A 12,200-nucleotide genomic window follows, 5' to 3' on the forward strand; every position below is an offset into this window, starting at 1 on the left:
CGGCGTGGCGTTTCCAAGCGCACCAAATTTAGCGCATGCAATATGTGAAAGGTAAATCAGCGAACGTCGCCGCGGAACATCCACTGCCCACGAATGCCGTCGTCCGAAACGTGGCAGCTTGCGATGCAGATGAAGATCTTGCCGCCATTGACGCACTCGTTATAGCTGCGTACCTCATTGTCGGGGTAGCGGACGTCGATCTGCGCGGCATTGAGGGACGGGCCCTTACGGACCGGCGCGATCCTCTTCACCGTGTACTTGTGGTTGTCCGGGCGGCACTGGATGGTGCCCAGTACCTCAACGCCACTGGTGGCGATGGTGGTGGATGTGGGGATGGCGGCCTGGGCGGTGGCGCCGAACCCCCACAGGGTCAGAGCCGTTCCGGCGGTCAGCACTGCCGCACGCATTCCGAACTTCACAATTTCTCCGCTTCCCGTACCATTTCTCCACCGGTGTGTCCGTCAGTCTTAAGGCGGGCCGGGTCAGGGCACCGCAGGTGACCCCTTTCGGGGGTGGAGGGGTGCTTTAAGCATCGGCCTCGCGGCGAGCCGTCAGCAACGACGATTCCCGCATCGTGATCAGATCTTGATCACGGTAACTTTGCCTCCGCTAAGCGGAGTTGAGCATTCAGTGAGGTTCGGCTCAGTCCGGATCCATCGGTTGATGCCTGTGGACAGTCCTTCTGGGAACGAGGAAGAGCCTTGTGACCTGCGATGATTGGGAGTTGTGAGGCTTCCGGTCCGCGCGATCGGCAAGGCTCTTCCGAGATGCAGTCTTCCCATGCTGCTGTGCATGTCTCCGCGCTCTTCGACGAGCGGAGTCTGATCGCGGATGCCGAGCTGCTGCCGCTGGTCGCGCTCGCCGAGCGGGTCGGGCTGCCTGATCTGGCTGCCACGGTTCGTATCGAGGCGGCCGACAACAGCGGCGGGGCACGCGCGCCCGCCAAGATGATGTCGCTGCTGGGCGCGATGTGCCGGGGCCGACTCCATCGACGATCAGGCGCCGTGACACCACTGAGGCGATCGTCGGCGCGATAACCGGCACCCTGACCCGCCCCGGCTTGCTCGTCCTCGGCCGCCACGACAACGACGGCCGGCTGCGCGCGGTCGGCCGGACCGTGCTGCTGCGCCCGGACACCGCCCGGCAGGTCGCCGAGCACCTCACCGCGCCCGGACACCCGTGGACGGGCGTGCGCTTCTCGGCGACGTGGGGGAGCCGCGACGTTCTCGACACCATCCTCGTCCCCCCCGCCCTGGTCGCCGAGGTCAGCGCCGATCGCGCCGGCGACCGCGGAGGCGTCTACCGCCACCCGCTCCGCTTCCAGCGGCTGCGCCTGGATATGGGCATCAAGGACGTACCCGGGTTCGGTGAAGGTCCGGCGGCGGCCGCCGGCTGACCGGGCCGGGGGTGGGCAGTGGCGTTTCATCGGTGAACCGGTGTACTCGGGCGGGTGAACCGGGCCGGGGTGGCCTGTTGCTGACGGTGCGGTGGCCGGTAGAACCGGCCCATGATGATCATTGGAGCAACTCAGTGCTCGGCCCCGGGAGGGGGACGGTCGGTTTCGCGAGCTGACCGAGGGTGGAGGCGCCGCATTGTGCTCGGTGGAGTCCACCCGTCGTGTGCCTGCAGCCCACAGGGCCCAGGCCGGTCCGACGTCTTCGAGGTGCCGCAGCGCCGGGCGATCGGTGAGATTTCCCCTTGACCCGGACCGTGTGTCAAGGAGAAGTCGGTGGCCGGGGCGAAGCGGTCCCCCTCGCGCGGCTGCGCCCGGAGCACCATGCAGGTGCTCCGGGCGCAGCCGGCGGGTCAGGCGTTCTCGGGGCGCATGGCGCCGATCATCTCTGCCAGCACGGTCCGCCGCTCCTCCCCCGGGCGGGGGCGGAGCGGACGGGCCAGGCGTGCACTGTCGTAGTGCCAGCGATGATCGAGGTCCTGGGCCACCGCCTCGGTGGTGCGGGACTGCGCCCCGGTGCCGAGCAGTTCCGTGAGGTCCTGCGCCAGATCGTGCCAGGACACGTGGCCGCTGCACGCGTTGGCGACCCCGTGCACGGGCCGGTCCAGGCATGCGACCACCGCACGGGCCAGGGCGGCGGCGTGCACCCAGGCGGCTCCGTACCAGTCGTGGCCGTCGGTGCCGGGACGCGGCAGGTCGATCGGGTGGCCCTGGCGGGCGGCTTGGTAGAGCGTGCCGATGGCGCCCCAGCGCAGCTGTTCGCGCAGCCGGTCGTGCGCGCCCCAGACGATCGGTGAGCGTACGGCGCTCGCACCACCGCGCCCCTCGGTGCCCGCGGCACGCAGCAGCATGGCCTCGCAGTCGAGCTTCGTCCTCCCGTACGGGCTCACGGGCTCGTGGGACGGTGCCTCCTCGGCGACCCGGTCCGTGGCGGGATGACCGTAGGCGTCGACACTGCTGACGAAGACGAAGGGGCCGCGCCGCCAGGCGGCGACCATCGTCTCCATCGCCGCCCTGTCGATGTCGTGCCGGGTGAAGGTGCAGGCGGCGTGGACGACCGCGTCCGCCTGCGCCACAGCGTCCCGCAGTCCGGCCAGGTCGCAGAGGTCGCCCTCGATGACGTCGACGCCCTCGGTGGCGATCAGATGGGTGGACTCGGGCCGGGCCAGCGCGAGCACGGGGCGGCCCTGCGCGACGAGTTCACGTACGACGAACGCGCCCACGCCACCGGTCGCGCCGGTGACCAGCACCGTACCCGGGCGGACGTCGCGGGAGCGCGGAGCCGGCCTGCTCGCGGTCTTCGCGGCGCTCTGCTGCGCCGCCCGTTCGTCGAGGAGTGCGGTCAGGGCCCGCGGTGTGCGGGCCTGGAGCACGTCGAGGCCGGTGAGCGGCAGTCCGAGGTCCGTACGCAGCCGCTCGGCGAGCTGAACGGCCTTCAGTGAATGGCCGCCGAGGGCGAAGAAGTCGTCGTCCGGCGACGGCGCGACGCCGAGGACCTCGGTGAAGGTCTCCGTGACGGCCTCGGCCGTGGGGCCGGAGGGGTCGCCCGGCGCGGAGGGCTCGGGCAGTCCGGGGAGCCGGGCGTGGTCGAGCGGGCCGGCGGTCGTGCGGGGCAGCGCGTCGAGGAGCGTGACCGTGGCGGGCACGGCCTCGATTGCGAGCGAGCGCCGCAGCAGGCCCAGCAGTTCGTGGCCGGACGTGCCGACGCTGTCGTGGAGGACGGCGTAGGCCAGCGGCGGTCCCTGGTCGGGCTGGACCACGGTGGCGTCGGCGACGCCCGGGTGGGCACGCAGAGCCTGCGCGGCGGGGTGGCGGTCGCCTTCCGGCGCGTCCGGCCGGGCGCCTGCCGGAACCGCTCCGTCCCCGGCGCCTTCCGCCTCGGTGCCCTGCCGGTGGCTTTCCGGTACGGCACCCTCCGGAACGGCGCCCTCCTGGTCGCCGCCGCGGGCGCCCTCCGCGCCGGCGCCGGCCCGTGCACCGGAGGCGCTGTCGTCCGGGCCGGGAAGAGGAAGCGTGCTCAGAGCGCGTTCCGGGTCGTCCGCGACCGCGTGGAGCAGGACCGCGTAGTCCCGCAGGGCCGCCTCCGCCACGGTGTCGTCCAGCGCGTTCGGGTCGTACTGGACCAGCGCCCGGGGCTGTACTGCCCCGTCGCCGGGTACCAGGCCGTAGGACAGGGTGAACTTCGCGCCGTCGGAGGGTACGTCGACGTACTCGGCCGACGTCCCCGGCAGCCGCAGGACGGTCGGCTCGCCGAGGACGTCGGAGGTGACGCGGACCAGCGCGGTGCCGTCCGCGCCGCGGGCTCCGGCGCCGAGGCGTTCGAGGACCAGGTCGAAGGGGATGTGCCGATGGCGCTGGGCCTCGAGGAGCGCGTCGCGCACGCGCCGCAGCAGCTGGGCGAAGGTCGGGTCGCCGGAGGCGTCGACCCGTACGGGCAGGGTGTTGACGCACAGGCCGACCAGGCCGCGCATGGCGGTTCCGCTGCGGTGGGTGCCCGCCACGCCGATGACGAGGTCGTCGTCGCCGGTGAGGCGGTGCAGTGCGGCGAAGGCCGCGGTGAGCGATACCGCGAAGAGGGTGGCCTGCCGCTGTGCACCCAGCGCCCGCAGGGCGTCGGGCACGGCGGGCTCCAGCGGCACGCTGCGCGCGGCTCCGGGACGTACGGATGCCTGCGGCGCCGCCGCCGCGGGCCGGGGCAGGCGCGGCGGGACGGCGTCGGCCAGCAGGTCGCTCCAGCGCTCCAGTTCCGCTGCGAAGCCGGGCAGGTCCTCGTGCTCGCGGCGCGCGTGGTCGGCGTACTGCGGCGGTACGGGCAGGGCGGTGCGGCCGTTCCCGTCGGTGGCTTCCGCGTAGAGGACGGCGAGTTCGGCGGCCACGGTCTCCAGTGAGGCCCCGTCCACGGCGATGTGGTGGAACGTCAGCAGCAGGATGTGGTCCTGCGGGCCGTGGCGCAGGACCAGCGCCCGTACGGCGTCGCCCGCGGCGAGGTCGAACGGCCGGGCCGTCTCGCGCCGCAGCAGCCCCCGGGCGTTCGCCGGATCGGTGTCGACGACGTGTACGGGGATCGTCCGTGGCGTCGGGAGGACCTCCTGGTGGGGCTCGCCGTCGCGCTCCGTGTAGCGGGTGCGCAGGATGGCGTGCCGGGCCACCAGCCGGGTGAGGGCGGTGGCGAGGGCGGCCACGTCGAACGGGCCGCGCACCCGGGTGGCGAACGGTACGTGATACGAGTCGCCCGCTCCGCCGAGCCGTTCCATCAGCCACATGCGCCGCTGGGCGCGGGACAGGGGGACGACGCCCGCGGCCGACCGGGCGGTGGTTCCGGATTCGGCGGTGTCCTGCGGTGCGCGACCGTCCTCGACGGCGCCCGCGGCGGCGGTGGACCCGTCCGTCGTCCGCCGGGCCTTCCCGGCGCGGGCCCGGAGCAGCAGCTCCTGCTGGAGCTGTTCCTTGCGGTCGCGGGCCGCGGAGTCGGTGTCAGTGGACATCGCTGTGCTCCGGGGTCTCGGGGTGGAGGTCTTCGTGCGCGGCCAGCAGGACGCGTTCGACCAGTGCGGCCTGCGCGGCGACGGTCGGGGCGGCGAAGAAGTCGGCGAGGGAGAGTTCCACTCCGAGCTCCTCGCGGAGGTCGTCGGTGACGGCGAGGGCGAGGAGGGAGTGGCCGCCGATGAGGAGGAACTCGTCGTCGGCGCGGGTGACCTCGATGCCCAGTGCCTGGCTCCACACCTCGGCGACGGCCTGTTCCAGTGGCGTCATCCGGGCCGCCGGCGCGTCGGCGGGCCGGCTCTCGGTGGCGTGCGCGCGCCCGGAGAGGGCACGCCGGTCGACCTTGCCGGCCGGGGTGAGGGGCAGACGCTCCAGCACGGTGACCGTGTCGGGGACGAGATGGCCCGGTAGGACGGCGGTGAGCCGCTCGCGCAGCACCCTGCCGTGCGGGACGGGGCCGGGCGTGGCGACGACGAACGCGACGAGGCGGGCCTCGGGGGTGCCGGCGCCGTCGACGGTGACGGCGGCGTCGTCCACGTCCGGCTGCTCGCGGAGGGCGTGTTCGACCTCGGCGGGTTCGATGCGGAAGCCGCGCACCTTGACCTGGTCGTCGTTGCGGCCGTGGAACTGGAGGATGCCGTCGGTCCGGAGGGAGACGATGTCGCCCGTACGGTAGAGCCGCCCGGTGGCGGCCCGCTCGACGAACCGCTCGGCGGTGAGTTCGGGCAGGCCTGTGTACCCGTGGGCGAGCCGGCTGCCGCCGATCCACAGTTCGCCCCGGTCGCCGTCGTCCACCGGGTGACCGTCGGCGTCCAGGACGTGCGCCGTGGCCCCGGCCATGGGCCGGCCGATCGGGACGGGCCCCTCGCAGTCCCGTGCGGTGACCCGGTGGGCGGTCGCGAAGGTGGTCGTCTCGGTGGGCCCGTAGCCGTTGACGAGTTCCAGCCAGGGGAAGGCGGTGAGCACCTCGCGGGCTTGTGCGGCGGCCATCGCCTCGCCGCCCACGACGACCGAGCGGAGCTGGGCGAAGACGCGGGAGCGGCGGGCGGCGAGCTGGTGGAAGAGGGCCGTGGTGAAGAACGCCACGGTCACGCCGTGCCGCTCCACGTGCTGGGCCAGGTCCTCCAGGGAGGGCCGCTGCTCGGTGCAGACGACGACGGCCGCGCCGTTGGCGAGCGCGACCCAGACTTCGAACGTCGAGGCGTCGAAGGTCATCGGGGAGTGGAACAGGACGCGGTCACGGCCGGAGACGGTGACGTAGTCCGGTGCGGTGACCAGCTCGGCGATGGCCCCGTGCGGAACGAGGACGCCCTTGGGGCGACCGGTGGAACCGGAGGTGAACATGATGAAGGCCGGGCTGTCGGGGTCGGACGCGTCGAGCGGCCGACCGGTCGTCAGCGGAGCCTCGGGCAGGGCGAGGACGGGGCCGGGCAGGGTGGCCGCGTCCAGCAGCTTCGCGTCGCCGACGGTGAGCGTCACCTCCGCGTCGGCGATCATCGCCTCGGTGCGCGGGCGGGGCTGGGCGGTATCGAGCGGTACGCATACGGCACCGGCCAGCCACAGGCCGAGCTGCGCGACGATCGTGCGGGACGACCGCGCCGTCAGAAGCGCCACCCGGTCGCCGCGCTCGACACCGTGCTCGCGCAGGTACGCCGCGAGGGCACGGCCGGCCCCGAGGAGACGGCCGTAGGTGAGGGTGGTGTCGCCGTCGACGACGGCGAGGGCGTCCGGGGTGCGTTCGGCGTGCCGCGCGACGAGTGCGGGCAGGGCGGTGGCCGGCGCCGACGGCCGGACGGGCGCGGTGGTGGCCGCGTCCAGCGGCGGTACGGGGGTGCCGCGCGCCGGGTCGGCGGGCAGCGGGGTGACGGTGGTCATGTCAGGCTCCTTCCGGGCGCGCGGTCAGGCGCTGGTCGAGGAGGGCGGCGAAGGCGCGCAGGTCCGTGCTGCGCAGCAGCTCGGGCGCGCGCAGGCGCACTCCCGTCTCGCGTTCGACGGTCGCCAGCAGCCGCGCGGCGACCACGGAGGTGCCGCCGGCGTCGGTGAAGTGGTCGCCGAGACCGGTGTCGGGCCGGCCGAGGAGGTCGCGCACGGTCGTCAGCACGAGCCGTTCGGCGGCGGTGACGGCAGCGACCGCGTCCGTGCCGGTGCCGGCTCCGGCCGCGGCGGGATCCCCCGAAGCGGCGGCCAGGAGCGATTGCGGCGCCTGGGCCTGGGCCTGAGCCGCCAGGGCGAGGCGGTCCACCTTGCCGTTGGCGTCGAGCGGGAAGCCGTCGACGATCCGTACGGTGGTAGGAACGGCCTGCTCGGGGAGCCAGGACCGGACCGCGTCGAGGAGGTCCCCGGCCGGGGGTTCGGCGCCGTCGGTGGGCCGTACGTGGGCGACGAGGCGGCCGTGGCCGGAGCTGTCGCGCAGGACGGTGATGACAGCGGTGCGTACCCGGGGATCCTGCTCGAAGGCGGCCTCCACCTCGGCCGGTTCGATCCGGACTCCGCTGATCTTCACCTGGTCGTCGAGGCGGCCGAGGAAGTCCAGGCTGCCGTCGGTGTTCATCCGTACCCGGTCGCCGGTGCGGTAGAGCCGCTCGACGGCGGGCAGCTCCGCGTCCGGCGCGGGCGCGGTGAACCGGCGTGCGGTGAGCTCGGGGTCGAGGTACCCCAGTGCCAGGCAGTGGCCTCCGATGCGCAGTTCGCCCTCCTGCCCGCGGGCGACGGGGCGGCCTTCTTCGTCCGTGACGACGAGGGTGACGCCCGGGAGCGCGGTGCCGATGGGCGGCGGGGTCCGGTTCCCGGCCTCCGGGTCGGTGCCGCGCATGGTGTGGGTGGTGGTGACGACGGTGGCTTCCGCGGGGCCGTAGGCGTTGTGGACGGTAGCGGTGACATCGGCTCCGGGGCGGGGGCGCATGCGGTCGCCGCCGACGACGAGATGGCGCAGCTTCAGGTCCTGCGGCCACGGGCGGTCCAGGAGCGGCTCGACGGTGGGGGTGGCCGCCACGGCGTGGGTGAGGGCGGTGTCGCGCCACCAGTCGGTGAGGACGCGGCTGTCCCAGCGGGTGTCGTCCGGTGCCGGGACGAGGGCGGCGCCGGAGGTGAGGGCCGCCCACAGTTCCAGCAGGTGCGGGTCGAACGCGACGCCGATGAGCAGGGACTGGCGGTCGCCGGGGGCGAGGCCGGTCTCGGAGCGGTACCAGTCGAGAGCGACGGAGAGCGAGGACTCGGCCACGGCGACCGCCTTGGGGCGGCCGGTGGAACCGGAGGTGAGGACGGCGTACAGGGCGCCTTCGGGGGCGCGCCGGGTGCCGCGGACGGAGTCCGCGATGGCCGCCACGGCGACGGCGGGGGCGTTGACTCCGACGGTGGGCAGCGGAAGCCGGAGGTGCTGCCCGCCGCGGTGCTCCTCGGGCAGGACACCGGGGTCGCCGATGAGGCAGGCGACGTCGAGGTCCTCGGTGACGGCCTGGATACGGCGTTCGCCGGGCCGGGGGCCGAGGGGCAGGTAGACGGCGCCGAGCCGGGCGAGCGCGACGGCGGTCACCACCAGGGCGGTGGACCGGTCGAGGCAGACGCCGACGAGGTCGCCGGGCCGGACCCGGTCGGCCAGATCGGCGGCGACCAGCGCGGCCGCCGCGTCCAGGTCCTGGTAGGTCCAGATCCGCGTGCCGTCGATCACGGCCGAGGCCTGCGGGGTGTTCCGGGCCCAGTCCTCGAAGCGGGCGAGGACCCGGGTCGGTTCGGCGCTGGGGCCGTCGGCGACGCTCGGCGCGGAGCCGGCGGGGGCGGAGTCGAGTCCGGTGGCGAGGGCGGTGTCGAGGGGCAGGGCGGGGGCGGCGGGCGCGGCCGGGGACTGGATCATCACGACTCCGTGGAGGGGGCGGTGGTGGCGAGGGCATCGGCCTGGTCGGCGAGCACGGGGTTGCGGAAGAGGATCCGCAGTGGCGGGCGGGTTCCCAGCCGGGGCTCGAGCCAGGCGGCCAGCTCGGCGGCCAGCAGGGAGTGGCCCCCGCTGTGGAAGAAGTGGGAGCGGGCGTCGAAACGGCTGTGGCCGAGGACCGTGCGCCAGCCTTCGGTGAGCAGCGCCGTCATGGGGTCGTCGGACCCGGTGGTGGCCGCGGGCTCAAGGTCGGCGTCGGTCCGGGCAACGGGGGCGCCTTCGGTGCCGGTGCCGGGCCCGGCAGCTGTGTCGGCGTCGAGCGCCGCCGCACGCCGGGACAGGGCCGTACGGTCGGGCTTGCCACCGGCGAGGGTCGGCATGACGTCCAGCCGTGCCCAGCGGGCGGGCACGAGGGGGCCGGGCAGGCGGCCGCTCAGCTCGGCGTGCAGCGCCTTCTCGTCGAAGTCCGCGTCGTCGGCCCCGGCTTCGAGGAAGCCGACGAGCCGGGGCCCGCCGGAGCTCTCCCGGTCCAGTACGACGGCGCAGGAGCGGCCACCCAGTACCGCGGACGCGGCCGCCTCGATCTCCTCCAGCTCGATGCGGTGGCCACGCAGCTTGATCTGGTTGTCGCGGCGCCCGAGGAAGCGGAGCAGGCCGTCGAGGCCGCGGTATCCGAGGTCGCCGGTGAGGTAGACGCGCTGTCCGCCGGCTGCGTCGAGGGTGACGAACCGGGCGGCCGTCGCCTCCGTGTTGCCCACGTAGCCCTCGGCGAGACCGGGGCCGGCGACGGCGAGTTCACCGACCGCGCCGGACGGCAACGGGCGGTGGTGGGCGTCGAGGACGTGGATCCGCTCGCCCGGGAGCTCGGTGCCCAGGGGGATCTCGGCGCCCGCGGTGAGGGCGTCGCGGGAGACCTCGTGGACGGTCGAGCTGATGGCCGCCTCCGTGACGCCGTACACGTTGAGCACGGTGGCGTCGGTGTCGGCGAGGACGCCGCGCAGTGCCTCGACGGGGAGGCGCTCTCCGCCGAGGACCACGAGCCGGGGCGCCCAGCTCTCGTCCCGCAGTACGGGGCGGAGGTCCTCGCGGGTGGCGAGGAAGTAGCTGGTGGGCAGGTTGGCGACGGTGACCCGGGCGGACACCAGCGCCTCGGCGAGCTCCGCGCCCGTGGGCACCTCGTACTCGGGCAGGACCAGGCCCGCACCGGCGTACAGGGCCGGCAGCACCTCTTCGAGCGCGACGTCGAAGGACGGCTGGGCGAACATCAGCACCCGGTCCGAGGTGGTGAGGCCGAAGCGGTCGGTGGTCGCCGTCAGGTGGTGCACCAGCGCCGCGTGGCCGACGGCGACCGGCTTGGGCGTGCCGGTGGAGCCGGAGGTGTGGATGACGTACGCGGTACCGGGGAGTTCGGTGGTTCCGTGGGCCGGGGGCAGGACCGGGGCGTCGATCCGGGCGGTCGGCAGTCCTTCCGGCAGGGCCGGGGTGCCGTCACCGGTGAGGACCAGCGCCGGGGCGAGCCGCTCCAGCAGCAGGCCGAGCCGGGCCGGCGGATCGGACGGGGAGAGCGGGCAGTAGACGGCGCCGGTCCGCAGGCAGGCGAGCAGGGCGACGAGGGAGTCGGTGCCCCGGGGCAGTACGACGGCCACCGGACGGCCGGGCGTGACGCCGGCGGTGCGCAGGCGCTCGGCGAGGGAGCCGACGCGCTCGTCCAGTTCGCCGTAGGTGAGCCGGCGGGCGCCGCACAGCAGCGCCGGCTGCGACGGGTGCCGCCCGGCGACGGGATCCAGCGGATCGCGGTCGGCGGGGACGGGTACGGGCTCGGCGGCCGGCTCCACGGCGGTGGGATCCAGGTCGGCCAGCGGGGTCTCGGGGCTCTCGAGGTAGGCGCGCAGCAGGTCAAGGAAGCGGCCGGACAGCAGGCGGGCGACGTCCTCGCCGAACAGGTCCATGTCGTAGTCCCAGACCAGGGTCATACCGGGCGAGCCGTGGCGCGTGGTGACGCCGCGCCGGTCGTCCGGGAGCAGGACCACGTCGAGGTCGAAGCGGGTGGTGCCGGTGTTGAAGCCTTCGAAGAGGGTGATGTCGAGGCCGGGTACGTCGATCTCGGGCAGCGGCGCGTCGTGGGCGCTGAACATGACGGAGAAGAGGGGGTTGTCGGCGCCGGAGGTGTGCATGCCCAGTGCCCGGGTCAGCTCCTGGACCGGTACGTCCTGGTGCGGGAGCGCCCGGATGAGGGTGTCGGTGACCTCGTCCATGGTGTCCTGGGCGGGTGCCGCGCCGTCCAGGACGAGCGGCAGCGGGATGGTGTTGACGAACATGCCCACGGCGTCCTCGTAGCCGAGGGGGCGGTTGCCGACGGCGGTGCCGATGACCATCCGGGAGCGGCCGCTGTGCCGGCGCAGGAGCTCGGCGAACAGCCCCAGGAGCGTGGAGAAGGGGGTGAGACCACGTGAACGGGCGTGCCCGCGCAGGCGTTCGGCGAGATCGGCGCCTATCGTCTGGCGCAGCTGTCCGCCGTGGTGCTTGCGGCGGGCACCGGGGCGGGTCAGGCCGGGCAGCGGCAGGTCGTGCTGCTGATCGCGCAGTTCGGCCCGCCAGAAGTCGAGGGACTCGGGGGCGTACGCGGCCTCGGCGCGCTCCTGGACGTGGTCCGCGTACGAGGAGGCGGGCGGGAGCTGGAGGGTCTCGCCGAGGACGTGGGCGCGGTAGACGCGGAAGACGTCGTCGAGCAGGATCGCGAAGGAGTGCCCGTCGTGGATCAGGTGGTGCTCGACGTGGATGAGCCGGTGGTGGCGCTCGGCCAGGCGCACGAGCGTCCAGCGGATCAGCGGTGCCTCGAACGTGTCGAGCGGTGTCTCGGCCTCGGTGCGCAGGAGGCGCGCGAAGGCCGCCTCGGGGTCCGCCTCCGTGCTGAGGTCGGTCGTGCGCAGCCGCGGCGCACACGCTAGGGCGACCCGCTGCGCCGGTACGGAACCGGCGGAGGCGACGAGTTCGAGCCGCAGGCCGGGGTGGCGGGCGAGGGTGGCTTCGAGACCCAGGCGCAGCGCGTCGGTGTCGAGCGTGCCCCACAGGTCCAGTGAGGCGGTGAAGTTGTAGGCGCGACTGCCGGGCTGCATCTGCTCGTGCAGCCAGACGATCTCCTGCGAGGAGGAGAGGGGGAGCATGGGCGATCCCTGAGGTTGTGGGTCGGCTTCCGGTGCCGGGTCACGGTCGTGTCCGGCGGTCGTGCGGACGGCGTCGCGGGTCGCGCGGTGCCGCTTTCTGCGTGGGGGGATGCCATGGGGGGAAGTCGTGGGGTGCGCGGTGGCGCGGGAGGCCGGGTGGGCGTGGGCTCCGGTGCGCGGTGGTCGCGGGTCCGTGACGCGCCGGGGGCGCCGCGGCCGGATCGGGTGCCGG

General features: G+C 74.0%; 7 protein-coding genes. 2 read left to right on the top strand and 5 right to left on the bottom strand.

Features of this window, described 5'->3' with window-relative positions:
• Window positions 1–56: 56 nt before the first annotated feature.
• Entirely contained in the window at window positions 57–419 is a 363-nt protein-coding gene (locus tag AB8A24_RS18950; RefSeq protein WP_369476757.1) for a hypothetical protein, read from the bottom strand.
• 348 nt (window positions 420–767) lie between these two features.
• On the opposite strand from AB8A24_RS18950, the gene AB8A24_RS18955 reads away from it, so the two are divergent.
• Together AB8A24_RS18955 and AB8A24_RS18960 are read left to right on the top strand one after the other, a co-directional pair.
• Complete coding sequence (locus AB8A24_RS18955) at window positions 768–1,037, top strand: hypothetical protein (protein WP_328965409.1); 270 nt, start codon at window positions 768–770, stop codon at window positions 1,035–1,037.
• Window positions 1,038–1,060: 23 nt separating this feature from the next.
• A complete protein-coding gene (locus tag AB8A24_RS18960; RefSeq protein ID WP_369476758.1) occupies window positions 1,061–1,396 on the top strand; it encodes a hypothetical protein in 336 nt (111 codons plus the stop codon).
• Between the two features lie 410 nt (window positions 1,397–1,806).
• Here AB8A24_RS18960 and AB8A24_RS18965 read toward each other — a convergent pair whose 3' ends face one another.
• From AB8A24_RS18965 to AB8A24_RS18980, 4 genes are read right to left on the bottom strand one after another with little or no spacing between them, the layout of a single operon-like run.
• Window positions 1,807–4,938: a condensation domain-containing protein gene (locus AB8A24_RS18965; RefSeq protein WP_369476759.1), complete on the bottom strand. Its 3,132-nt coding sequence runs from the start codon at window positions 4,936–4,938 to the stop codon at window positions 1,807–1,809.
• Window positions 4,928–6,811: an amino acid adenylation domain-containing protein gene (locus AB8A24_RS18970; protein ID WP_369476760.1), complete on the bottom strand. Its 1,884-nt coding sequence runs from the start codon at window positions 6,809–6,811 to the stop codon at window positions 4,928–4,930. Before AB8A24_RS18970 ends, AB8A24_RS18965 begins: the two co-directional genes overlap by 11 nt.
• Before the next feature lies 1 nt (window position 6,812).
• Window positions 6,813–8,786, bottom strand: coding sequence for a non-ribosomal peptide synthetase (locus AB8A24_RS18975; RefSeq protein WP_369476761.1), 1,974 nt, complete (start codon window positions 8,784–8,786; stop codon window positions 6,813–6,815).
• Complete coding sequence (locus tag AB8A24_RS18980; protein WP_369476762.1) at window positions 8,786–11,968, bottom strand: amino acid adenylation domain-containing protein; 3,183 nt, start codon at window positions 11,966–11,968, stop codon at window positions 8,786–8,788. Before AB8A24_RS18980 ends, AB8A24_RS18975 begins: the two co-directional genes overlap by 1 nt.
• Window positions 11,969–12,200 lie beyond the last annotated feature (232 nt).

Origin of the sequence: Streptomyces sp. BF23-19, from assembly GCF_041106355.1 — a bacterium.
Taxonomy (GTDB): Bacteria; Actinomycetota; Actinomycetes; order Streptomycetales; family Streptomycetaceae; genus Streptomyces; species Streptomyces virginiae_A.